We start from the raw sequence: 25,228 nt of genomic DNA on the forward strand, positions 1-25,228 counted from the left end.
TTAATTTATTTTTTGACAGCTTTTATCTTTATAAGTTCTCGATACTATTTTTCGTTTTACTTCGACTTCGCTCAGCAACCACTAAAAATCACTAGAACTGACAATTATTTACGTTTCTTCTTTTGTTGCTCTTGCATTTGCTTTTGCTTTTCTGCCTGCTCCATCATTTCTTTCATCTTTCTTTGAAATTTACTTTCCTTTTTAGGCTGTGCTTTTTTCACTTGGATATTAGCATGGATTTTGTCTTCATCTAAAATAAAATTCTTGATGACTAATAAAATACCAATACTAATTAAGTTAGAAATGAAGTAGTACAAACTTAAACCAGATGCATATTGGTTAAAGAAAATAAGCATCATAATTGGTGCAAAGTAAATCATGTACTTCATCATCTTTGTCATGTCTGGCATGCCTTCTTGTTGTGGCGCAGACATTTGGTTTTGCCCAGTAGTTAACTTCATGTAGAAGAAAATAGCAATTGCTGCCAAAATCGGGAATAAACTTACGTGATCACCATATAATGGAATATTAAAAGGTAATTCTGCTATTACATCATACGATGATAAATCGTCTGCCCATAAAAACTTTTTCTGTCTTAAAGCAAATGCTGTTGGGAAAAACATAAACAAGGCGTAAAACACTGGCATTTGGATTAATGCTGGTAAACAACCTGCTAATGGACTTGCGCCTGCTTTGCTTTGAAGCGCCATAGTTTCTTGTTGTGCTTTTAACTTGTTGTCTTTGTACTTCTCACGAATTGCTTCTAATTCTGGCTTTAAAATTTTCATTTTCATTTGTGATAAATACTGTTTGTATTGCACAAATGACATAGCTAATTTGATTAAAACCGTCATTACAATAATAGCTACACCATATGGTAAAAAGCTACTTAAACCGCTAAATAACGGAATGAATAAAAACTTGTTGATCCATCCAAAAATTCCCCATCCAAATGGGATACTTTCAACAACATTATTGTCGTAATTCTTTAAGATTTCACTATCTGTTGGTCCATAATACAGTTGCATTTTGTTGTCTAAATTAGCACCACTTAAAGCCAATGTTGTTTTAGTTGAAAATTGCTTTGTAAAAATAGAGTCTACTTCTTCGTCTTCAACTAAATTTTTAGACGTAAAAGTAACACCATTTAATGGCTTATCTGACATTAATATAGAACTAAAAAAGTGTTGACGGTAACTTAACCAATCTACTTCATCTTCAGTTTCGTCATCATCACTCATTTGTGATAATTTGTCTACATCTCCATCTGTTTGGTAGGTTAGACGCGTGTATCTGTTTTCGTAACTAATACTTTGATCGTGTCTATATAATTTTTGCGTCCAATCTAAAGTAATTGGATTTGAAGTATTAATATTAGTCTCTATACCTTGAGATCTTATGGTAAAATCTACCATGTACTCATTAGGTTTAATCACATAATTATACTCAATAAACTTATCGGCTGCAGTTTTAAGTTTCATAGAAACTACAGTGTTTTCTCCACTTTTTGTAACCGTTGGTTGAAAGTATAAATCTTTTGTATTTAAAGTACGATTATCTGTAGTTTGAAATTGAAGATTGAATACCGAGTTACCATCTTTAACTAAGTAAATTGGTACAGAATTAAAATCTACAAACTGTTTTAATTTTACTTCTGAAAGATGTCCACCTTTAGTATTAAATTTTAAATCTAAAACTTCATTTTGAACTTCAATTTCTTTTTCTGAAGAAGTTGCTGTCGCTGCTGAATATGCAAAAGCACCAATTTTTGATTGAAGTACTGCCACTTGCGCAGAATCTTTTGCTTCTGTAAAGTCTTCTTCTGTTACTACTTTTGTATCTGCTTTTTCAGCTTCAGCTTTCTTTTTAGCATCAATTTTTGCTTGCTTTTCTGCTTCTTGAGCCTTTAATTCTTCTTCTGATGGTGCATTTTGCCACATCATGAATAATAAAATTCCGAAGATTAAGATAAATCCAATAATTGAATTAATGTCTAGTTTTTTTTCTTCCATAATTAATTAGTCCTCTAAGTTAAACGAGGAGATTAATGAGTTGTCAAATATACAACCACTTTTTAATTTAATGCCAAAGTGACATTATTTTGTCTTATGATGTTTTAAACTGGCTTTTACAAATGCAACAAATAATGGATGCGGATTAGCGACCGTACTTTTGTATTCTGGGTGATATTGTACACCAACAAACCAAGGATGTGATGGGTTTTCGACAATTTCTACCAGTTTAGTTTCTGGATTGTATCCTGTAGTTTTTAATCCTGCAGCTTCTATTTTTTCTTTATAATCACCATTAAATTCGTATCTGTGTCGGTGACGTTCTTTTATATCTTGAGATTGATACACATCGTATGCGATAGAATCTTTTTCTATATGGCAATCCCAAGCACCAAGACGCATTGTTCCGCCCATATCGGTGATATTTTTTTGGTCTTCCATAATATCTATCACAGGATTTGTAGTGTTAGGATCCATCTCTGTAGAGTTAGCATCTTTAAGCCCTAAAACGTTGCGACAAAATTCGATTACTGCCATTTGCATTCCTAAACAAATCCCTAAAAACGGGATATTGTTTTCACGAACATATCTTATAGCATCTATTTTTCCTTCTATACCGCGTTCTCCAAAACCTGGAGCGACTAAAACACCGTCAAGATGAGCTAATTTCATCTTAATATTATCTTCATTTAAGTATTCTGAGTGTACAGATTCTACATTTACTTTAACTTCATTTTCTGCACCTGCGTGTATAAATGCTTCTAGAATAGATTTGTAAGAATCTTGTAATTCTACATACTTACCGATAAGTCCGATAGTTATTTCTGACTTAGGGTTTTTATGACGTTGTAAAAATTTATTCCATTGGGTTAAATCTGGTGTATCTCCTTTTAAATCTAACTTTTTAAGTACAACAGTATCTAATCCTTGTTCTAACATTAGGTTTGGTACATCATAAATAGTTGATGCATCTATAGATTGTATGATAGCTTCTTCACGAACATTGCAGAATAAAGCTAATTTTCGTCTTAAATCGCTTGGTAATTCATGCTCTGTACGACATACTAAAATATCTGCTTGTACACCGCTTTCCATTAGGGTTTTAACACTGTGTTGTGTTGGTTTGGTTTTAAGCTCGCCTGCTGCAGATAAAAACGGAATTAACGTTAAGTGAATAACAATTGCATTATGTTCTCCTAAATCCCATTTTAATTGTCTTACAGCTTCTATATATGGTAAAGACTCAATATCTCCAACGGTTCCACCAATTTCTGTAATAACGATATCATAGTCACCAGAATTACCTAAAATTTGGACGCGGTGTTTAATCTCGTCTGTAATGTGCGGTATAACTTGTACAGTTTTACCCAAAAATTCACCACGACGCTCACGCTCTATCACACTTTGATAAATACGACCAGTCGTTACGTTATTAGCTTGACTGGTTGGTACGTTTAAAAAACGCTCGTAGTGACCAAGGTCTAAATCGGTTTCTGCACCATCATCGGTGACATAGCATTCGCCATGTTCATAAGGATTTAATGTTCCTGGATCTACGTTAATGTAAGGATCTAATTTTTGAATTGTTGTCTTATAACCTTGCGCCTGAAGTAACTTGGCTAGAGATGCTGCGATTATACCTTTTCCTAATGAAGAAGTTACACCTCCGGTTACAAATATGTACTTTGTTTTAGTTGTCATGTTGCGTTGTTAACGCGGGCAAATTTACAATTTTTAGTTGAAAACTTAGGCTGAATTTAGGATTTATTTTGAGTATCTTTTCTGTATCTCTCGTAGCAAATATTCTAGTCCATTTACTTTTAATGTATAAACAGTTTCTAGCATTTGTCCTAATTTATTTTTTGGAAAACCTTTATTATAATACCAAACTACATAATGTTCTGGCAGGTCTATTAAATACCTATCTTTATACTTACCAAAAGGCATTTTAGTGTGTGCTAATTTTATAAGAAAGTCTTTGTCTGGCTCTAGCACTAAGATTTAGATTTAAATTTTTCTAAAGTTTTTAATTGTTTGGCAACACTTTCCTGCCATTTAATTTGTGCTTCGGTATTTATAGAATGATTAGTTTCTTCATCATAAGAATTTTGCATTAAAGATAATTGCTTATTAATACTTTGATGTAGTTGGTTTAACTGATTATCTATGTCTAAACTTGGCTTTAATTTGGCTATTTGTTGTCTAAATAATCTGGCATGTAACTCTGTAATATCAAAATGAAGTTGTTCATGTCTCAAAATATTATCATCTACCATTTCTTTTTTACACCAAGAATGTTCTGGATAAAAGTGCGCTTTAACTAAAGTCCTAAAGCCATGTACTTTATTAGTTGTCTTTTTTATGGAATAGCTAAACGTAATCCCCGAAGCAGTTATAGCAACAGCATCTGTTTGGTTATTTGGTGCACCTTTAAAATCTGACCAATTTAATTTGTAATTTTCATTCCAAGAAACTTCTTCTATAACATCGCTATGAAATAGAATAAACAAACTTAATATTGAAATAAATTTTAACATAACCAATTAACGCTAAGTTAATTAAAAAATTACTCGGTTACTTCTACTATTTTTAAATCACTGTATTTTACTAAGTAAACAGCATCATTGTAATAACCGCCAAATAGCTTTTTCTTGTAAGCAAACTTATTTTCTACATAGGTTGTTAAAGGGTATTGGTTTGCAGACATATATAAATCTTCTGATGTAACTAAACGTAACACTATATCCATAGTTATATCAAAGCCTCTTGTTGCATAACTATTTGGTAATTCATTATAAGTACTTTTGTAGCGCTTTGCAAAACTATTGTTTTCGTCTTCGTTAAAAGATTTTTTAATATCTGAATACGTAAAGCTAAGATTAGATAAATGTGTATTTCTTACTTCTTCATCCTCAAACGCCTTATCCATTTTTGTAGTAGTTAAAATTATATTTGTTCCTGTTACAATTTTTGAATTTAAAAGACTTGAAACATTAGATACAAAACCTGGATTATCTGTTTCTAAAAACACCACATTTTTTCCTGGTTTTAACACGTTAATTATATCTTGATCTAATACATAATACGCATCTTTTCCTGTTTTTCTTTCTGTTCTTGAAGATAAAATTGATGCTCTTGTAAACTCTCTTTTTAATTTATCACTTATAGATTTATGTTTTTTATCTGAAATAATAATAACATGTGCTGTTGAGTCTTTTTTAAAGTAATTAATTATAGCGTCTTCTAACATATCTTCAGATGGTCTTGACTGAAAAACATTGTCTCTTAAATCTACTGTCTTAGTCAATGGTGAAATAATTGGTACGTTATCTTTTTTAAGACTTAATGCGACTTCATTAAATAATTTAGGCATTAATGGTCCAATGACTGCGCTAGTTTCTGAAAAATCATTTCTTCTTAAAATTGAAGTCACTTCGCTTTCTCTATTTTGTGTATCAAACACATCAACTTTTAGGTTTACTCCTAATTCTTGTAAAGAATCTAACGCTACTTTTACACCTGTATAAAAATCTAAAGACACACTTAAGTATCTATCTGTTTCGATTTGTTTTTTGGTGTCGTAAATAGAATCTGTATTTACCTTATTTAAACCAAAAGGAAGCATGATTGCTATCTTTTTAGTTTCAGGATTAATATTACTTTTTGTTAAATCTACTTTTCCTGCATTTGTAGTCATGCTACTTACAACACCTTCTATTGTCGAGTTACTTCCTTTAAAAGGTATTTTTAAAACCATACCTTCTTTTAGTCCTGTTTCTTCTAGTTCAGGGTTTAATTTTTCAAGGTCTTCTTGGGTTAACCCAGTTTTTAATTTAATACGATAAAAACCTTCTTTTGGCAAAACTGTATAGTAGCTATACTTTTCGTCTACTTCTTTTATGGTTTCAGCTTCTTTGTTTGGTACGTTTACAACATCACCTGGTTGTAAAACGTCTTTCATATCTGGATTTAAATCTTCAAGTTCTTGTACTGTAATTCCGTATTTATAAGCAATACGCCATTTTCCTTCTTTAGGTTGAACGGTGTAAGTAGTTAAAGGTGATTTTGTTACCACAACTTCTTTAACAATCTTATATTCTGGAATTTTTATTTGGTCGCCTTTACGTAAGTTATTAGCATACAATTCTGGATTGTGCTTTTTGATATCTTCTTGTGTAACGCCGTATTCTTTAGATAAACTGTATAGTGTTTCTTTACGTTTTACTTTATGAGTTATAAACCCTAACAGCGTTTTTGTTTCTTTTGTTGTGGTTTCTGATTCTTTTACAACTACACCTTGCTTTGGTATTATTAAAACAGAACTTACTTTTAACCCTTTTCTTGCATCAGGATTTAAGGCTAAAACAGAAGATTTTGAGACGTTGTATTGCTTTGCTATCTGCTCTAAAGTTTCTCCTGCTTGGACTTTATGGGTTTTGTAATTTTGCGCTTTCGCGGAAGCACAGCTAAAGACCATTAATAAGCCTAAAATATATAGTAATTTTCTCATATCTAATTATACGTTCTAAAAGTGCGTTAGGGATAGAACGGTTTGTTTAAGCTCTCCCAACTTTTGTTGGGAAGCGAGTAGTGAAAGCCCGACCCTTGTGGTAACGCCACTAATTTTATTAGATTTCTTTTTACAAAGAAATTTTATTCCCACTCTATTGTTGCTGGTGGTTTACTACTAATGTCGTAAACTACTCTATTAACGCCTTTTACTTTATTTATTATATCGTTACTTGTTTTTTGTAAAAACTCGTATGGTAAATTTACCCAATCTGCAGTCATACCGTCTGTACTTTCTACAGCGCGTAATGCTACGCATTTTTCGTAAGTACGCTCATCTCCCATTACTCCTACACTATTTACTGGAAGCAACATGGCGCCTGCTTGCCATACTTTGTCATACAATCCTGCTTCTTTTAATCCGTTGATAAAAATGGCATCTACTTCTTGTAAGATACGAACTTTTTCTGCTGTTACGTCTCCTAAAATTCTGATAGCTAAACCTGGACCTGGAAATGGATGACGACCTAAAAGGTTTTTATCCATACCCATTGAAGCACCAACACGTCTTACTTCGTCTTTAAACAATTCTTTTAGTGGTTCTACAATTTTAAGTTTCATAAAGTCTGGTAATCCTCCAACGTTATGATGACTTTTTATTGTTGCACTTGGTCCGCCTGTTGCACTAACACTTTCTATCACATCTGGATAAATTGTACCTTGTGCTAACCATTTTACGTCTTCTATTAAATGAGCTTCGTCATCAAAAACTTCGATAAATACACGTCCAATAGCTTTACGTTTTTTCTCTGGATCACTTTCATCTTTTAAGGCATCCAAAAAGCGTGCCGAAGCATCTACACCTTTTACATTTAAGCCCATTCCTTTGTATTGTTCTAATACATCTAAAAATTCGTTTTTACGTAATAATCCATTATTTACAAAGATGCAATATAGGTTTTTACCTATTGCTTTGTGTAAAAGCATTGCTGCTACGGATGAATCTACACCACCTGATAATCCTAAAACTACTTTATCGTTACCTAACTTTGTTTTTAAATCTTCTACAGTTTCTTCTATAAAAGCATTTGGTGTCCAATCTGGATTAACTTTTGCTATTTTTACTAAGAAATTTTCTAACAGTAATTTTCCATCTGTTGAGTGATATACTTCTGGATGAAATTGAATAGCGTAAGTTGTTTCATTTTCTATTTTATAAGCTGCGTTTTGCACATCGTGTGTACTTGCTAAAAGCACACCATTTTCTGGCAAAATCTTGATTGTATCACTATGACTCATCCAAACTTGACTACCAATATGTATGCCTTCTAAAAAAGTTTCGTTTTCTTCAACGTAACTTAAGTTTGCTCTACCGTATTCTCTGGTATTTGATTCTGCTACTTCGCCACCAGAAAAATGTGCTAAATATTGTGCACCGTAGCATACCGCTAGCATTGGTTTTTTACCTCTTATATCTGATAAATCAGGATGAAAAGCTTGCTCTGATCTTACAGACATTGGGCTACCAGAAAGTATTACCGCTTTGTAGTCTTCTAAGTTGTTTGGAATTTTGTTAAATGGGTGTATTTCGGAATAGATGTTAAGTTCTCTAACTCTGCGCGCAATAAGTTGTGTGTATTGCGATCCGAAATCTAAAATAAGTACTTTGTCGTGTTGCATGCACAAAAATAATAATTGCTTTGAAAATTACTATTTATGTCATGTGAAATTTCTACTTATTTTTTAACAAAACTATCAACTAAAGCATCGATTCTAATATTGCTTTTATATCTTGTTCTGTAGTATCTGGATTTATAAAGCAGAAACGTGAGACGGTTTCAAAAGTATTGCCTGTTTTCCATTTTGTAGGAGTCACTAATGCAAAACCTTTATCGTGATTTGTAAATGTCCAATTACGATAGTCTTCTGGTTGCCATCCTTTTCTTCTATACAATACGCACGATAAACTTGGATCTCTAACTAACTCTACATGATCATAATTTTCTATCATTTTACCTGCTATATTAGCTAATTCAATACCACGTTCTACAGCTTCTTTATATCTATCGGTACCGTGTGTAGCCAAACTAAACCAAAGAGGCAAACCTCTAACACGACGTGTTAATTGTATTTGATAATCTGTTGGATTGAATCCATGCGCACCTTCATCTTTAAAAATTTCTAAATATGATCCTTCTTGAGAATGTGCTTTTTTTGCTAATTCTGGTTGTTTGTATATTACTGCTCCGCAATCATACGGAGAAAACATCCATTTATGAGGATCTATTGTGATGCTATCTGCATGTTCAATTCCGTTAAATAAATGTCTTACAGAATCTGCTACCAAAGCGCCTCCACCATATGCGGCATCTACATGAAACCATAACTTTTCTTTTTGACAGATATCTGCAATTGCACTTAAATTATCAATAATACCGGCATTTGTTGTGCCACCAGTTGCAACAACTGCAAATAAACGTTGACGTTGGTGCTGGGTTAAACTGTTAATCGTACTTTGCAAAGCTTCTCCTTCTAAACGGTCTTCAGTATCTACCAATAATACATCTACATCCACCACTTTTGCCATAGCTTTTATTGAAGAATGCGCACCAATAGAGGTTATAATTAGTCCTTTTTCGTTTTTATTTTGCTCATTTAGGCTTCTCCAATATTCACGTGCAGTAACTATTGCTGATAAATTTGCTGCAGTACCGCCACTAGTAAAAACTCCAAAAGCACCTTCAGGCAAGCCTGTTAAGGATACAATCCATTTCATAGCTTCGTTTTCACAAAAAATACCGCCAGCACCTTCCATCCAATACGCACCATGAATACTTGATGCTGAAGCTACCAAATCAAACATTACAGCAGCTCTTGTAGGCGATGCTGGCACAAAAGCCAAATGACGTGGATGATCAATTTTTACATTAGCATGCATTAAATGTTCTTTCCACATATTAAATGCCGTTTCGCCTCCAATTCCTTTTTCTGTTATGGTCTCTCCTACTAAAGCTTTTAACGTTTCTGCTTTTTGTGGTTTACCAATAACATCATCTGTTTTAGAAATTCGGTCTATCGTATATTTCATGACATCTAATGTCATATCTACTAAGTCTATATCTATTTTATGCATTGTCTTGTAATTGAAGGACTAAAAACTCACTTTTTAAAGGCTCTAAATTATTAATTAATTGCGGAATTAAACGGTCTCCATACTCTAAATAAAATTGAGAAAAGTTAACACTACGCTCTTGCAAACTCTGATTTGGAAACAGTTGATTTTGCAAATCCGTAATTCGTTCTACATGATCTTTTAACTTTCTTTTTTGCGCGGTAAGCAGACGTTTTTCTAAATGTTCTAAACCTTTTATTTGCTTACGTCTTTGTGCATCTACTGCGCCAATAAATGATTTATCGGTTTGCTCTGCCAATGTATATAAATCTTCAAACTGTTGCTTTAAATGATTGATTTGAGGCGAAAAATCGATATCTATATTTGAAATTTCTCGAACACGTTTGTTAATAAACGTATCACGTTTTAAAAACAAAGAAGCATCTGAAATATTTAATTTTTCAAGTTTTTTGGCTTGTCTTTCGGTTTTTAATAATACCGAATTACGCAATAGCAACATAGGAAAGACGACATTATTTGCTTTAAAGTTTTCTTTTAACTGAAACCAATACGCTAATTCTCCGCCACCTCCAATATAGCAAAGGTTAGGTAAAATAACTTCTTGATATAACGGACGTAAAATTACATTTGGACTAAAACGTTCTGGATGATTTTTAATTTCTTCTTTAATTTCAGCAGTTGCCCACGTAATGTTTGTATTTAATACGCTATACCTTTCATCTTCAAAAACAATACGTTCTCTTAAATTTTTATCTATATAAAACAGGTTAATTTCTCTTGGATTAACTTGTATTTTATAGTCTTCGGAAGTTTTTTCAATTTCAGCATTGGTCTGCATCACTTTATCAAAAGACGTTTGCTCTATGAGTTCTTTCTCTATATAAGGCGCAAATAATTGCTTTAATTTTTTATGATTAGCATCAACAATTACCAATCCGTAATCTTTGAAAAGTTGGTTTGCTAAAAACAAGGTTGCTTTGGCTAAATTACCGTGTTTTAAATATGCTTTTTCAAACCATTCTCTTAACCTATTGGCATTGTTACCAAGCCCTAATTCTTGAGAGAAAACATCAAAAATCTCTTGCAATCCATCTGTAGATAATTCGCCAACTGCACCAGATGCTTTTTTGTTCCATCTAATCTTTTTTCCGTTGAAATTGAAATAATTAATTTCTTCAAAATCATGGTCTTCGGTTGCCATCCAATAAATGGGTACAAAATTGTATTCTGGATACGTCGCTTTTAAATTTTTAGTAAGATTTATGGTTGAAATAATTTTATATAAAAAATACAAAGGTCCAGTAAATAAATTTAGCTGATGTCCTGTAGTTACTGTAAACGTATTGTCTTTACGTAAGGCTTCAATATTATTTAAAGTTTGCAAAGATGTATCAAAAGACTGGTATTGCTCTATTAAAGTTTCTGCAAGAATTTTTCTATTTTCTGAAGGAAAAGAGGCTTGTTTTTCTTCAATTTGAAATTTAAAATTTTGAAGCTTTGGAAAGTGATTATAAAATGATTTTAGCTCTTCTTTTTCTGAGAGATAATCGGTTATTAAAGTAGAAAAATATCCTGTGTCTTTAAATGGAATACAGTCTGTTGGCATAAATGTAAAATTCTACTACAAATATAACACAGAATAGACTATTCTATGTCTTAAAATTAACATAAATCCTCAATAAACATGTTGCTTTTTTACGTATATTTATAGATAGCTCTTTAATTAAAAACGTTATGAAAACGATTAATTTTACATCACAAAAGATTATATTTTTAATGTTTACCTCTTTATATTGCTCGATATGTTTTGCTCAAAACTTAGTTGAATATAAAGGTGTTGTTTTAGATCAAAATAACAAAAACGAATTAGCTTTAGCAGACATAGCTCTTACAAACAGCAACATTAGTACGATTACGAACAGAGAAGGAGAATTTTCTATTAAAATTCCAGAAAACCAACTTAATGAGCGTTTAATAATTTCATTTTTAGGCTATAAACAGCAAGAAGTAAAACTATCTGAAATAGGTAAAAATAACGCAAAAATATACCTACAACCAGCTGCAACCATATTAGCTTCTGTAGATATTGTTAGACCTAAAAATGCGTATGATTTAGTTAAAAAAACATTATCCTTAAAAGGTGAAAATTATTTAGCTGAAAATGCATATATGACAGGTTTTTATCGTGAAACCATAAAAAAACGAAACAGAAATGCTTCTTTAGCAGAAGCTATTGTTAGCATAGAAAAACAAGCATATACCAATTCAAAATCTGATAAAATCACTTTAATAAAGTCTAGAAAACAAACTAATTATAATAGACTTGACACTTTAGCATTAAAATTACAAGGTGGACCTTTTGGCTCTTTATACGCAGATATGATTAAATACCCTGATTATGTTTTTAATAACGAAACTATCAAATACTATGATTTTAGTTTTGAACAATCAACTGAAAAAAATGGCAGAATGGTTTACGTTGTTAACTTTAAACAAAACTCTAATTATACCATGCCGCTTTACTATGGGAAACTATATATAGATTCTCAAACTTACGCACTTACAAGTGCTGATTACAACTTAAATGTTGAAAACAAAGCTAAAGCATCTTCTTTTTTTGTAAAGAAAAAACCTAATAGAGTCGAAATAACTCCTACAGAAGCTAATTACAAAGTAACTTACAGAGTTAAAAACGGAAAGTGGTATTACAGTTACAGCAACATGTTGTTAACTTTTATAGTAGATTGGAAGGGTAAACTTTTTAATAGCAAATACACATTAAATAGTGAAATGGCTATTACAGATTGGAATTTAGATAACAATACTATAAGCTCTAATGAAAATAAAAGATTAAGACCATCTAGTATCCTTCAAGATGAAGTTTCTGGTTTTACTGACCCAGAATTTTGGGGCGAATATAATATTATTGAACCCGAAAAATCTATTGAAAGCGCCATTAGAAAAATTAGTAGGCACTTAGACAAGTCTTAAATTATTCTACAACTTGTGCATACAAGTCAAAATCTTCTGCTTCTGTAACTTTAACGTTATAAAAATCGCCAGTTTTAAGGTAAGTTGTAGTTGCGTCGATTAGCACTTCGTTATCCACATCTGGACTATCAAACTCGGTACGACCAACAAAGTAATTACCTTCTTTACGATCTATAACCACTTTAAAGGTCTGTCCTATTTTTTCTTGGTTTAATTCCCAAGAAATTTGCGACTGTATTTCCATAATTTGATTTGCACGATCTTGCTTTACATCTTCAGGCACATCATCTTCTAGATTATACGCGTGTGTATTTTCTTCGTGAGAATATGTAAAACAACCTAAACGTTCAAAACGCATATCTGTCACCCATTGTTTTAAGGTTTCAAAGTCTTCTTCTGTTTCACCTGGATAACCAACTATTAAAGTGGTACGAATAGTCATTTCAGGCACAGCAGCTCTAAATTCTTTTAACAACTTAGTTGTTTTTTCTTGTGTTGTACCACGACGCATGCTTTTTAAAATCTTATCAGAAATATGCTGTAAAGGAATATCTAAATAGTTACAAATTTTTGGTTCACGATTCATAACATCTAATACATCCATCGGGAAACCAGTTGGGAATGCATAGTGTAATCTTATCCATTCTATACCTTCAACTTTTACAAGGTTTTCAAGTAATTCGGCAAGATTTCTCTTCTTATATAAATCTAATCCGTAATAAGTTAAATCTTGAGCAATTAAAATTAATTCTTTAACGCCATTTGCTGCTAATTTTTCAGCTTCAATCACTAAATCTTCAATTGGTGTAGACTTGTGTTTACCACGCATTAAAGGTATTGCACAAAAACTACAAGGTCTATCACAACCTTCTGCAATTTTTAAATAAGCATAGTTTTTTGGTGTTGTTGTTAGGCGTTCGCCTATTAATTCGTGCTTATAATCTGCTCCTAATGCTTTTAATAAACCTGGTAATTCTGTTGTTCCAAAATATTGATCTACATTAGGGATTTCTTTCTCTAAATCAGGTTTATAACGTTCACTTAAACAACCGGTTACAAACACTTTATCAACTTCGCCATCTTCTTTTTTCTGCATATAGTGTAAAATAGTATTTACACTCTCTTCTTTAGCGTTATTGATAAATCCGCAGGTATTAATAACCACAACGTTACCTTCTTGCTCATGCACCACTTCTTTACCATTAGCTTTAAGCTGCCCCATCAATACTTCACTATCGTACACGTTTTTACTACAACCTAAAGTAACAACGTTAATTTTATTTTTTTTAAGTGATTTAGTTCTCATACCTTAATTTTGGTTGGCAAAGATACGTAATGATTTATGAATTTTGATTGTTGAAACAGAATTAAAAATTATACATTAAACCTATTTAAATTAAATTAGTCTAAAATTGAAAACCAAACTGTTATGAAAAAACTGCTTTTTCTATTTTCATTTTCTTTTTTAATATTGAATTGCAGCAGTAATGACAATAATAAAATTGATGAAACACCAACTACCTATGAAGAGAGTTTATATTTTCCACCTATAAATTCAGACACTTGGGAAACTAAAACTTTAGCAGAAGCAGGTTGGAATGAAAGCCAACTTCAATCGTTATTAGATTTTTTAGATGAAAAAAACACAAAAGGTTTTATTATGCTTCATAACGGTAAAATAGTTGTAGAATCTTATATGAATGGTCATAACGCCAATAGTATTTGGTATTGGGCAAGTGCAGGTAAAACATTAACCGCAACTGTTTCTGGTATTGCTCAAGACGAAGGTTTTTTAAATATTGAAAATAAAGTTTCTGATTATATTGGTACAGGTTGGACAAGCGCTACATTAAACAAAGAAAACCTAATTACTTGCAAACATTTATTATCAATGACTTCTGGTTTAGACGATGAAACTGGAGATGATGTTTCTCCTGAAAATCTTCAATATTTAGCAGATGCTGATACACGTTGGGCTTATCACAATGTGTATGTGAAAATGCAAGATGTTGTTGCACAAGCTACTGGACAAGATTGGGATACCTATTTTAATGAAAAATTACGTGATAAAATAGGAATGACTGGTAGCTGGGTAAATTTAAATGCGTTAAGTGTGTATTGGAGTAACACACGAAGTATGGCTAGATTTGGTCTAATGACGTTAGCTAACGGTAAATGGGAAGACCAACAAATTATTAATGAAAGCTACACCAACCAAGCCACTAACACATCTCAAAACATTAATTTAGCTTACGGATATTTATGGTGGTTAAATGGTAAATCAAGCTTTCACTTACCAACAACGCAAGTTGAATTTACAGGTGAATTAATCCCAAATGCTCCAGCTGATATGTTTGCTGGTTTAGGTAAAAACGATCAAAAAGTTTACGTTGTACCTAGCAAAAACATAGTAGTCATAAGAATGGGAGAAGTTGCTAATCCTGACAACTCTTCTTTTGGTTTATCTGGTTTTGATAACGACCTTTGGCAAAAAATTAATGCGGTAATAAACTAAAAAAAAGCCTCTTTAAATAAGAGGCTTTTTTTATAATAATTTATGTTGAAAAACTTCTACTTAAAGAAAGAATCTACAAATTCATATTTATTAAACACTTGTAAATCTTCTATACCTTCTCCAACACCTATATATTTTACTGGTATTTGAAATTGGTCACTTATACCAATAACTACACCACCTTTTGCTGTACCATCTAACTTGGTAACAGCTAGACTTGTAACTTCAGTAGCTGCTGTAAATTGTTTTGCTTGTTCAAAAGCGTTTTGACCAGTACTACCATCTAAAACTAGTAACACATCATGTGGCGCGTCTCCAACTACTTTTTGCATCACGCGTTTCACTTTAGTTAACTCGTTCATTAAATTAACTTTGTTATGTAAACGTCCTGCAGTATCAATAATAATAACATCAGCATCTTGAGACACGCCTGATTGTAAAGCATCAAAAGCGACACTTGCTGGGTCAGATCCCATTTCTTGTCTTACCATTGGTACGTCTACTCTATCTGCCCAAACTTGTAATTGATCTATTGCAGCAGCTCTAAATGTATCTGCAGCACCAAGTACCACTTTAAGTCCTTTCTTTTTAAACTGATATGCTAATTTACCTATGGTTGTTGTCTTACCAACACCATTAACACCCACAACCATTAATACATAAGGAGTTTTTTGTCCGTTTGGTTGTGCTGGTAAATTTGGTATTGTGTATTCGGTTTCTTCTCCAGAATTGGTTTCGGATAACAACCCTGCGATTTCTTCGCGTAAAATTTTATTTAATTCGTCTGTACCTAAATATTTGTCTTTAGCTACACGTGCTTCAATACGCTCAATCACTTTTAATGTTGTATTTACACCAACATCACTAGTGACTAAAACTTCTTCTAGATTATCTAAAACATCATCATCTACTTTAGATTTTCCTGCAACTGCTTTACTTAGCTTACCTAAAAAGCTAGTACTAGACTTTTCTAATCCTTTGTCTAGTGTTTCCTTTTTTTCTGAAGAAAATATTTTTTTAAAAAAACTCATTTATTTTATTGTTAGTTTGTCTTGCGTTAGGGATTGAGCTATTGTTGGAGCACATCTTTGATTGCGACTAGCGAAAGCCCGACCCTTGTGGTAACGCCCTAAAATATATAACAATTTTAAGACCTAAATGATTAACCTGCTACATTGTCATAATTACATTGTAAAGAAACACAATATTTTAAAATAAAAAAAGCCACTTTCGGACAGAAAGTAGCTTAAGAGGATTGCGAAAGCGCAATTCTTATTTTTTTAACCAGTCGTTTACTAAGTCTGGCGCTATAATAGTTTCTACAAACATGTAAGCTCCTGTTTTTGGAGACTTAACCATCTTTATAGCTTTTGATAATCTCTTTGATCCTGTTTGTAAGGTTGCTACTGATTTCTTTGCCATCGTTTATCGTTTTAAATTCTTTGCAATAAAGAATATTACTTAATTTCTTTATGAACTGTCATACGCTTTAAGATTGGGTTAAATTTCTTTAACTCCATTCTGTCTGGCGTATTCTTTTTATTTTTTGTTGTAATATAACGAGATGTTCCTGGTTGTCCAGACTCTTTGTGCTCTGTGCACTCTAATATTACTTGTACTCTGTTACCTTTCTTTGCCATAATTACTATTCTTTACCTATTAGGCTAATATTATTTTACAAATCCGTTAGCTCTTGCTTTTTTTAATGCAGCAGAGATACCGATTTTATTGATTGTTTTTAACGCTGATGTAGATATTTTTAAAGTTATCCACTTATCTTCTTCAGGAATGTAAAAACGTTTCTTTATTAAATTAGCATCAAATGTACGCTTAGTTTTATTCATAGCGTGAGACACGTTGTTTCCAACCATTGCCTTCTTTCCTGTAAGTTCACAAACTCTTGACATTACTATATAACTTTAAAAGTGTTATTAAAAATCGAGGTGCAAATATACTAATAATTTACTATTTGACAATAGCTAAATAATTAATTTTCAAAAATTTCTTTTTGAAGCAACTCTAAAGTCTTATTTACGGTTTTATTTATCACGCGTTCGCGATGATTTCCCATATTAAATTGAAAGGCTTTTACGCCTTCTTTAGTGGCAAATCCAATAAAAACTGTTCCGACGTCTGCATCTGAATCGCCTTTTGTCGGTCCTGCATTACCTGTTGTTGAAATCCCTATATCTGCTTTTAATTTTTCTCTTACCTGACTTGCCATAGCTTTTGCAACTGCTTCACTAACTACAGAATGTTCTTCTATAATTGCTTGATCAACACCCAAAATATCAACTTTACTTTGCGTTGCGTAAGTAACTAATCCTCCTTTAAAATAGGCTGATGCTCCAGAATGTTGTGTAAAAGTTTGGGTTAATTTCCCGCCAGTACAACTTTCGGCAATAGCCAATGTTTGATTGGTTTTTACTAATTGATTGGATATAATTTGCTCTATACTATTATTATTATCTTCAAAACCAATAAAAATATCTTTTATTAAGGGTAAGATGTTATCTACTTGCGTTTGAATATCTGCACTTAATATATCTTCATCATTGCCTTTACCTGATAATCTTAAACGTACACGACCTAAACTTGGCAAATACGCTAATTTAATATGTTTTGGTAATTGTTCTTCTATTTGCTCTAAACGTTCGGCAATTGCACTTTCACCTAAACCATAGGTTAAAATGGTTTTATGTAAGATAAATGGTCTTTTGTATTTGTGTGCTAGTTTTGGCAGTACTTCGTCATCAATAAGCGCTTTCATTTCATAAGGTACGCCAGGTAAAGAAATAAATACTTTGTTTCCTTTTTCTATCCACATTCCTGGTGCTGTACCATATCTATTCATTAAAACTTCACAGGTTGAAGGCACTAAAGCTTGTTTTCTATTTAAGTCAGAAATTGAAGTCGTTATATACTTCTCAAAAAGCTGCTCTACATGTGCTAAAATCTCATCATTTTGCACCAAAGTATCATTAAAATACTCGGTTAATGTATGTTTGGTAATATCGTCTTTGGTTGGTCCTAATCCACCTGTAATGATAATAATATCTGCATTTTCTTCGGCTTCTTTAAAGGCTTTGATTAGGTGTTCTTTTTCGTCTTGAATAGAAGTAATTTGATATATAGAAACACCTATTGAGTTTAGCGCTTTACCAATAAACGCTGAGTTGGTATCGATAATTTGACCAATGAGAATTTCGTCTCCAATGGTTATTATTTCGGCTTGCATTATAAATTAAAATCTTCTTTAATTTCTTGACTTGCATTGTCTACTGCTGTCAACACAATAGCTAATTTGTCAGAAACATCTTTATCGGTTTGCTCAAATTTGCCCCAATCTTGTACTTCTATCAAATCGTTTAACACGCCAAGTTCAAACATATCTACTGTTGGTTTCATCTTGTGCGCTGTTTGGTAAGATAGCTTGTAGTTTTTATTTTCTACTGCTTCTTTTAAGATAGCTGCATCTGCTGGCACTTCTTCTAAAAATGTTTGCGCTAACGCCATAATAAAATCTTGATCGTTATCTGCCAGCTCTTTTATTCTATCTAATTTATAGTGTTGTTCCATTTATTTAACTTTAATCGAAAACATTTCTTTGTCTTCTATAAAACCTTTTAGCTCGTCATTAGCAACAACTTTGCCAACTCCAGCAGGCGTACCCGTAAATATAATATCTCCTATTTTTAATGTGAAATATTTTGACACATATTCGATAATCTCGTCAATTTTATAGAGCATGTGACTAGTGTTACCGGTTTGTACGGTTGTTTCGTTTTTTTGTAAGCTGAAATTTAAGTTGTTTATGTCTGAAATTTCTGATTTATCCATCCATTCTCCAATCACTGCTGCACCATCAAAAGACTTTGCTTTTTCCCACGGTAATCCTTTTTCTTTTAGTTTTTGCTGAAGGTCTCTTGCTGTAAAATCGATACCTAAGCCAATTTCTTCATAGTATTTATGCGCAAACTTTTTGTCTATATGTTTCCCAACACGATTTATTTTTACCAATACTTCTACTTCATGATGCACATCTTCTGAAAAATCTGGAATAAAAAACGGTTGCTTTTTCAACAGTATAGCTGTATCTGGTTTGATAAACACCACTGGTTCTGTTGGACGCTCGTTTTGTAATTCTTCTATATGTTTGGTGTAATTACGACCTATGCAGATTAATTTCATATTTAGATTGACTAGATTTTTAGATTACTTGATTGTTGGATTTTTAGATTTTCTTATGATTACTTAAACTGATATATTTCTGTTTAAAATTAGGTCTCGACTGCGCTCGACCTGACAAACTGCCTACTGTCTACTGCTTACTGTCTTCTGCCTACTGTCTTCTGCCTACTAACTTAATTTATTATTAAACGCTCTTAGCTTAATTGCGGTTAGCACTTTTTTAGTATACAACGGAAAATCTGCATTTAGCAACCATCCAAAATAACCTGGTTCGGTTTCTAAAACATCGGTTACTAATTTGCCTTTATGCTTTCCAAAACTAAACACTTCTTGTCCTTCTTTATTAAATGCAATAAAACCGGCAAAGTCGGCAAAACGCTTGCGTGAGCTAAACTCGGCTAAAAACTTCGCATTGTTTTCTAAATCTTCGTAACGCTCTACTTGCGCTTCTAACACTTCATAAGTTGCCAATGTATCTGCTGCTGCAGTATGTGCGTTTTCTAGGTTTTTATCGCAGTAAAATTTGTACGCTGCACTAAGTGTACGTTGTTCCATTTTATGAAAAATAGTCTGTACATCTATCGCAAGGCGAGATTTCATATCAAAATCCATATCGGCACGTAACATTTCTTCGGCTAACAACGGAATATCAAAACGGTTAGAGTTAAAACCTGCCAAATCTGCATCTTTAATCATGTTGTTAATCTCTGTTGCTAATTGCTTAAACGTTGGCTCGTTTGCTACTTTATCGTCAGTTATACCGTGTATTGCAGAGACTTCTGCTGGAATTGGCATTTCTGGATTAACCAGCCAAGTTTTACTTTCTTTATTTCCGTTTGGATAGACTTTTAAAATTGAAATTTCGACAATTCTATCGGTTGTAATATTGATTCCGGTAGTTTCTAAATCGAAAAAACAAAGTGGTTTTGTTAATTGTAAAGACATGTATTTTGCTTTAATTTATGCAAATATAAATGTAATCTGTTACTTTTACTTTGTAAAGCTTTTTTAATTTTGAAACCTTTAATTGTTTTATTTACAAACCAAATGTCATGCTGAGCTTGTCGAAGCATGATTGTTATTAATAAGCACTTCGACAGGCTCAGTGTGACAATGTAGATAAGCTCAGTGTAACCATATAGAAAAGCATTACTAGATAACTAGAATAACCTATTTAACTAATGAAAAACTATATACTTCTTTTACTTTTAACCCTTTTTACTATTAGCGCTAACGCACAAAACGACCATAAATACGTTAAGCTAACCGAAAAAATTAAAGGCAAACGTTATGAGTTATATATAGAAAACACAGACTCTATCTCTTATGATATTTTTTTAAAAGTAGATACCGAAGATTTTAGACGCAGTAGCGAAAGACCTATTTTAAAAACCATACCACCTAAGTCCAAACAACGCGTGCTAACTATGGTTGTTTTAAACGGAAAAGAAGGTAAATACACCTATACGTTAATCATAAACGAAGTAGCTTACGCCTTACAATTTGATAAAGATTTTGAGCTGTTAGACACCAAATTAGATGAAGCCTTAACATCTAAAACTGTTGAAATTTACACCCAAAACGATTGCAGTATTTGTCCTGATGCCAAGCGTATTTTAACCAAAAACAAAATTGGCTACCAAGAGTATAACATAGACCAAGACACAACCCATTACAATAAATTAATTAAAGAATTTAAAACCTTAAAACCCAATAGCGCTGTTAACCACATTCCTATTTTAAAAGTGGACAATAAAGTGTATAACCAAATTGAAAGTTTAGAAGATTTTATTGAAGCTTTGCGTGATGGGTTTAACTAAAAGTTTGGTTAATTGAATTTTTACTCTAACTTCGTTTAACTTTAAAAATAAGAAGTAAAAACTCTCTTTACGATTAAATTGTAACACTTTAAATTAAGTAACTGATGAAAACGTTTAATCAGAAAAAATTATTTACTAATAATGAATTCAGAATAACTGAATCAAAACTATACTACAATGTTACAAAATTTGGAGATGGCAACGAAATTGACATCCCTTATGAAAACCTTGTCGGAGACAAAGTATCTTTCAAATCTTCAAACGGTTTTGCTCTAGCTATTTCTATAGTTCTTTTCGCTGTTGGAATAATGACACATATAGATAGTTATAGCTACGGTGAGAATAGAGATCCATATTTAGCATTTTTTTGGATTGCATTAGGAATAATTATGCTAACTGTATATTTTTTTTCTAAAAAAGATTATTGGAAAATCAAACTATCTAATAACAGTCATTTATATATACATAAAAAAATACCTAGTGAAGAAAAAACAAACCAATTTTTATCTGACTTAATTGATACTAGAAATATTTACCTAAGAGAAAATTATGCTTATATCGACGAAAACCTAAATTATGAAAATCAATTAAGTAATTTTCGTTGGCTAAAATCAATAAACGCGATTACAAAAGAGGAGTTTGACCAGAAATATGCTGAATTAAAAAAAACCGTAAAACCTGATAAACCAAATATTGGATTTGGGAAGTAACGCTTTACAAAAACACATACAATTCATTGCATGTTAATTCAATATGATTAACTAACTATATAAAATGCTAAAATAACAACTAAAAAAGCACAATCTAAAAGTTGTGCTTTTTTTATATCATTGAGATACCTGCCTGCGCAGGTATTTTTAAATCTCTCTATTACTATCCCAAGCTTCTAAATAGTTTTTAACCGCTTGTACAAATTGTCCACCAAGCGCACCATTTACAACACGGTGGTCGTAACTATGCGATAAGAACATTTTGTAACGTATACCTATAAAATCGCCTTCTGGTGTTTCTATAACTGCAGGTACTTTACGTATAGCACCTAAAGCTAAAATACCAACTTGTGGCTGGTTAATAATTGGCGTACCCATAACGCTACCAAAGGTACCAACATTAGTTACAGTGTATGTTCCGCCTTGTATATCGTCTGGTTTTAACTTATTTTCTCTAGCTCTTCCTGCTAAATCATTAACTTGTTTTGCCATACCAACTAAGTTTAATTGGTCTGCATTTTTTATAACTGGTACAATTAAATTACCATCTGGTAAAGCTGCTGCCATACCAAGGTTAATGTTTTTCTTTTTAATAATTTTGTCACCTTGCACGGAGATATTCATCATCGGGAAATCGCGTAACGCTTTTGCTACAGCCTCCATAAATATTGGTGTAAAGGTTAAGTTTTCGCCTTCGCGCTTCGCAAAGTCGTTTTTAACTTTTTTACGCCAGTTCCAAATATTAGTAACATCGGCTTCTATAAAACTTTGTACGTGCGCACTTGTTTGTACCGACTCTACCATGTGATGCGCAATTAATTTGCCCATTCTGGTCATTTCTATAATCTCATCACCACCATTTACGCTAACTGGCGCAGCAGTTTTTGGTGCTGATTTTGGCGTTTCTGTTTTTTGTGGTGTTGCTGGTGCTATTTGTGTTGTTGCAGGTTGGCTACCTCTATTTTCTAGGTAAGCCATCATGTCGTTTTTAGTCACACGACCATCTTTACCTGTTCCAGGAATAGCGTCTAACTCCGATTGGCTAATACCTTCTGTTTTTGCCATATTTTTTACTAATGGCGAGTAAAAACGATCTCCGTTAGATGTGATAGGCTCTGCAGTTTCTTTAGCAACCTCAACTGTTTTTGCAACTTCTTGAGCCGCTTCAGGTTCTGGTGTACTTTCTTCTTTTGGTGCAGCAGCAGTTTCTGGTGCGTCACCATCGGTTTCTATAATTGCAATGGTTTGTCCAACGTTTACAACATCGTCTACGTTAAACAATTTTTCAACTAAAACACCATCGACTTCGCTCGGTACTTCGCTATCTACTTTGTCGGTTGCAATTTCTAAGACTGCTTCATCTGCTTCAATAGTATCGCCAACTTCTTTAAGCCAAGAGGTAATTGTTGCTTCTGCAACACTTTCTCCCATTTTTGGTAATTTTAGTTCAAATCTTGCCATATTAATAATTGAAATGTCATTTTATTGTTTCGTTTTGCAAAATTAATAAAAAATAAGCTAATTTACTGTTTATTATTTATCATTTTGAAATTTTAAAAGTGAATGACTTCACCTCTATTTTTTGAGGAATTACTTCCGAGTATAAAATTAGAGTTTTTTGGAAGAATTTTAAATGTTATGTTTTGATTTTTTTCTGAAGCCGAAATACAAGTTATTATCTGCTTGAAACTTAAATAATTTGCATCTAAAATAACTTGTGTATTGGCTTGAAAAACTTCAATTTTTGTTTGAATCCGGAATGGCTTTTTGAAAATTTCTGCCAATTTTGGATAATTTTTATCGCTAATTAACACGTATCTATCTACTGGCATTTTTTCCAAGGAAGTGTGACCTTTAAACAGTTTTACTAGTTTTATACCCAAACTAATCACGGTTTTGGTTAGCACATTACTTTTAAAGTGTTTTTTGTAAAATATCTGCATAGCACCGTAAAAACGTTTAGCATAAACACTGTCTTTTAAGGTGCTTTCGCCTTTAAAATGAATGGCTTTTATTGGTCCATAATACATATTATCGTAACCTGCTTTGGTGACTTTGTAGGACAGATCAATATCTTCTCCGTACATAAAATAGTCTTCGTCAAAACCTTGTACTTGTTGATATACTTTGGCTTTAACCATCATAAACGCACCAACAAGAATAGGTACAATACCTGTAGAGTCTTCTTCAACTTCTGTTGCATAATAGCTTTTGGTAAAACCCAACATTTTTTTAATTGCCACTTTTGGCGTTGGAATATGGCGTTTGCTTTCAGGTAAAAATGTGCCTGTTCCATCAATTAATCGGCAAGCAAATAAACCTAAATCGTTTTTGATTTCGGAGAATTCAAATAACTCTTTAAAACCATCTTCTGGCACAACGGTATCTGGATTTAAAATGCACAGATACTCGCCTTTTGCATGTTGTACGCCAATGTTATTTCCTTTTGAAAATCCTAAATTTTCAGTATTTTCAATGAGTTTTACCTTCGGAAAATTTTGCTTTACCATCGCACAACTTTCATCTGAAGAGTTGTTATCTACTACAATAATTTCGGCATCCAAATCTTTTATAGCCGCTTCCACACTTTGCAGACAAAGCTCTAAAAAATAACGCACGTTGTAGTTGAGTATGATGATGGATAACTTCAAAAAGCGCTTATAATTTTAATGAATTTTCAAAAGGAATTCGGTTTAAAATACTTCTTCCAAGAGTGATTTCGTCTGCGTATTCTAGCTCGTCTCCAACCGAAATACCACGAGCAATCGTAGATGTTTCTACTTCAAACTCTTTGATTTGCTTGTAAATGTAGAAGTTTGTGGTATCGCCTTCCATAGTTGGGCTTAGTGCAAAAATAAGCTCTTTAACGCTTCCGCTTTTTACTTTTTCAACTAAACTAGAAATGTTTAAATCATGCGGACCAACACCATCCATTGGCGATATTTTTCCGCCAAGAACATGGTATAACCCTTTATGAGACGCTGTATTTTCTATTGCCATAACATCTCTAATGTCTTCTACCACGCAAATAACATCGGTTTTTCGCATTGGGTTTGCACAAATATCACAAAGCTCGGTATCGCTAATATTATGACACGATTTGCACAATTTTAAATCGTCTACCATTTGGTTTAGTGCTTTGCTTAAACCATGGGTATTCTCTTTAGGTTGACGCAATAAATGTAGCGCCAAACGTAATGCGGTACGCTTACCAATACCTGGTAATTGCGAGATTTCGTTAACTGCGTTTTCTAGTAATTTTGAAGAAAATTCCATAGTTGCGAATTTACGACATTGCAAGATATTATTTTAGATTTTTGGATAAATTAATAGTTAGACACGAATTT

Annotated in this window: 24 protein-coding genes; 4 read left to right on the top strand and 20 right to left on the bottom strand. The window is 32.6% G+C overall.

The annotated features are described in order from the left end of the window. Positions 1–104: 104 nt before the first annotated feature. The 8 genes from yidC to bshC form a co-directional block, all read right to left on the bottom strand. On the bottom strand, positions 105–2,012 hold the full coding sequence (yidC, locus tag WA327_RS02170; protein ID WP_336065938.1) for a membrane protein insertase YidC: 1,908 nt from the start codon (positions 2,010–2,012) through the stop codon (positions 105–107). A gap of 84 nt (positions 2,013–2,096) precedes the next feature. Further along, positions 2,097–3,713, bottom strand: a complete 1,617-nt coding sequence (locus WA327_RS02175) for a CTP synthase (RefSeq protein WP_336065940.1) — start codon at positions 3,711–3,713, stop codon at positions 2,097–2,099. A gap of 63 nt (positions 3,714–3,776) precedes the next feature. Next, positions 3,777–4,007: a DUF3820 family protein gene (locus WA327_RS02180; protein WP_336065942.1), complete on the bottom strand. Its 231-nt coding sequence runs from the start codon at positions 4,005–4,007 to the stop codon at positions 3,777–3,779. Beyond that, positions 4,007–4,549 carry a DUF922 domain-containing protein gene (locus tag WA327_RS02185; RefSeq protein ID WP_336065945.1) on the bottom strand — a complete coding sequence of 181 codons (543 nt, stop codon included), beginning with the start codon at positions 4,547–4,549 and terminating at the stop codon, positions 4,007–4,009. Before WA327_RS02185 ends, WA327_RS02180 begins: the two co-directional genes overlap by 1 nt. Before the next feature lie 29 nt (positions 4,550–4,578). After that, positions 4,579–6,522 carry a LysM peptidoglycan-binding domain-containing protein gene (locus WA327_RS02190; protein ID WP_336065947.1) on the bottom strand — a complete coding sequence of 648 codons (1,944 nt, stop codon included), beginning with the start codon at positions 6,520–6,522 and terminating at the stop codon, positions 4,579–4,581. A gap of 143 nt (positions 6,523–6,665) precedes the next feature. Next, entirely contained in the window at positions 6,666–8,201 is a 1,536-nt protein-coding gene (gene guaA / locus WA327_RS02195) for a glutamine-hydrolyzing GMP synthase (RefSeq protein WP_336065949.1), read from the bottom strand. Between the two features lie 79 nt (positions 8,202–8,280). Beyond that, positions 8,281–9,654 carry an aminotransferase class V-fold PLP-dependent enzyme gene (locus tag WA327_RS02200; RefSeq protein ID WP_336065951.1) on the bottom strand — a complete coding sequence of 458 codons (1,374 nt, stop codon included), beginning with the start codon at positions 9,652–9,654 and terminating at the stop codon, positions 8,281–8,283. Beyond that, on the bottom strand, positions 9,647–11,260 hold the full coding sequence (gene bshC / locus WA327_RS02205) for a bacillithiol biosynthesis cysteine-adding enzyme BshC (protein ID WP_336065953.1): 1,614 nt from the start codon (positions 11,258–11,260) through the stop codon (positions 9,647–9,649). Before bshC ends, WA327_RS02200 begins: the two co-directional genes overlap by 8 nt. Before the next feature lie 128 nt (positions 11,261–11,388). Here bshC and WA327_RS02210 point away from each other — a divergent pair, with 128 nt between their 5' ends. Beyond that, entirely contained in the window at positions 11,389–12,645 is a 1,257-nt protein-coding gene (locus WA327_RS02210; RefSeq protein WP_336065955.1) for a carboxypeptidase-like regulatory domain-containing protein, read from the top strand. 1 nt (position 12,646) lies between these two features. On the opposite strand, the gene rimO is transcribed toward WA327_RS02210, so the two are convergent. Next, the gene (gene rimO, locus WA327_RS02215) at positions 12,647–13,951 is read right to left on the bottom strand and encodes a 30S ribosomal protein S12 methylthiotransferase RimO (protein ID WP_336065957.1); all 1,305 of its coding nucleotides are present in this window, start codon (positions 13,949–13,951) and stop codon (positions 12,647–12,649) included. Between the two features lie 123 nt (positions 13,952–14,074). Here rimO and WA327_RS02220 point away from each other — a divergent pair, with 123 nt between their 5' ends. Continuing rightward, positions 14,075–15,160 carry a serine hydrolase gene (locus WA327_RS02220; RefSeq protein WP_336065959.1) on the top strand — a complete coding sequence of 362 codons (1,086 nt, stop codon included), beginning with the start codon at positions 14,075–14,077 and terminating at the stop codon, positions 15,158–15,160. 56 nt (positions 15,161–15,216) lie between these two features. Here the strand turns inward: WA327_RS02220 and ftsY are convergent, their stop codons facing one another. The 8 genes from ftsY to WA327_RS02260 all read right to left on the bottom strand — a co-directional run bounded on the left by ftsY (position 15,217) and on the right by WA327_RS02260 (position 20,296). Then, positions 15,217–16,191 carry a signal recognition particle-docking protein FtsY gene (gene ftsY, locus WA327_RS02225; protein ID WP_336065962.1) on the bottom strand — a complete coding sequence of 325 codons (975 nt, stop codon included), beginning with the start codon at positions 16,189–16,191 and terminating at the stop codon, positions 15,217–15,219. A gap of 241 nt (positions 16,192–16,432) precedes the next feature. After that, a complete protein-coding gene (locus tag WA327_RS02230; RefSeq protein ID WP_106687202.1) occupies positions 16,433–16,582 on the bottom strand; it encodes a DUF4295 domain-containing protein in 150 nt (49 codons plus the stop codon). Between the two features lie 35 nt (positions 16,583–16,617). After that, positions 16,618–16,800: a 50S ribosomal protein L33 gene (gene rpmG / locus WA327_RS02235; protein ID WP_154194477.1), complete on the bottom strand. Its 183-nt coding sequence runs from the start codon at positions 16,798–16,800 to the stop codon at positions 16,618–16,620. Between the two features lie 30 nt (positions 16,801–16,830). Beyond that, positions 16,831–17,067 (bottom strand): 50S ribosomal protein L28, encoded by a 237-nt coding sequence (rpmB, locus tag WA327_RS02240; RefSeq protein WP_336065969.1) that lies wholly within the window; start codon positions 17,065–17,067, stop codon positions 16,831–16,833. 80 nt (positions 17,068–17,147) lie between these two features. Next, positions 17,148–18,398, bottom strand: a complete 1,251-nt coding sequence (locus WA327_RS02245) for a competence/damage-inducible protein A (RefSeq protein ID WP_336065970.1) — start codon at positions 18,396–18,398, stop codon at positions 17,148–17,150. Further along, complete coding sequence (locus tag WA327_RS02250; RefSeq protein WP_336065973.1) at positions 18,398–18,739, bottom strand: Hpt domain-containing protein; 342 nt, start codon at positions 18,737–18,739, stop codon at positions 18,398–18,400. Before WA327_RS02250 ends, WA327_RS02245 begins: the two co-directional genes overlap by 1 nt. Further along, positions 18,740–19,351, bottom strand: coding sequence for a fumarylacetoacetate hydrolase family protein (locus WA327_RS02255; protein WP_336065976.1), 612 nt, complete (start codon positions 19,349–19,351; stop codon positions 18,740–18,742). It abuts the gene before it with no gap. A gap of 168 nt (positions 19,352–19,519) precedes the next feature. Further along, on the bottom strand, positions 19,520–20,296 hold the full coding sequence (locus WA327_RS02260) for a 3'-5' exonuclease (protein ID WP_336065979.1): 777 nt from the start codon (positions 20,294–20,296) through the stop codon (positions 19,520–19,522). Positions 20,297–20,532: 236 nt separating this feature from the next. On the opposite strand from WA327_RS02260, the gene WA327_RS02265 reads away from it, so the two are divergent. Continuing rightward, positions 20,533–21,171 (top strand): glutaredoxin domain-containing protein, encoded by a 639-nt coding sequence (locus WA327_RS02265; RefSeq protein WP_336065981.1) that lies wholly within the window; start codon positions 20,533–20,535, stop codon positions 21,169–21,171. A gap of 104 nt (positions 21,172–21,275) precedes the next feature. Continuing rightward, entirely contained in the window at positions 21,276–21,881 is a 606-nt protein-coding gene (locus WA327_RS02270) for a hypothetical protein (RefSeq protein WP_336065983.1), read from the top strand. 147 nt (positions 21,882–22,028) lie between these two features. Here the strand turns inward: WA327_RS02270 and WA327_RS02275 are convergent, their stop codons facing one another. The 3 genes from WA327_RS02275 to recR all read right to left on the bottom strand — a co-directional run bounded on the left by WA327_RS02275 (position 22,029) and on the right by recR (position 25,157). Further along, the gene (locus WA327_RS02275) at positions 22,029–23,342 is read right to left on the bottom strand and encodes a dihydrolipoamide acetyltransferase family protein (RefSeq protein ID WP_336065985.1); all 1,314 of its coding nucleotides are present in this window, start codon (positions 23,340–23,342) and stop codon (positions 22,029–22,031) included. A 92-nt stretch (positions 23,343–23,434) separates the two neighbouring features. Further along, entirely contained in the window at positions 23,435–24,532 is a 1,098-nt protein-coding gene (locus WA327_RS02280; protein ID WP_336065988.1) for a glycosyltransferase family 2 protein, read from the bottom strand. A 7-nt stretch (positions 24,533–24,539) separates the two neighbouring features. After that, the gene (gene recR / locus WA327_RS02285) at positions 24,540–25,157 is read right to left on the bottom strand and encodes a recombination mediator RecR (protein WP_027880102.1); all 618 of its coding nucleotides are present in this window, start codon (positions 25,155–25,157) and stop codon (positions 24,540–24,542) included. Positions 25,158–25,228 lie beyond the last annotated feature (71 nt).

Source organism: Mesoflavibacter sp. CH_XMU1404-2, from assembly GCF_037029465.1.
In the GTDB taxonomy this organism is placed as follows: Bacteria; Bacteroidota; Bacteroidia; order Flavobacteriales; family Flavobacteriaceae; genus Mesoflavibacter.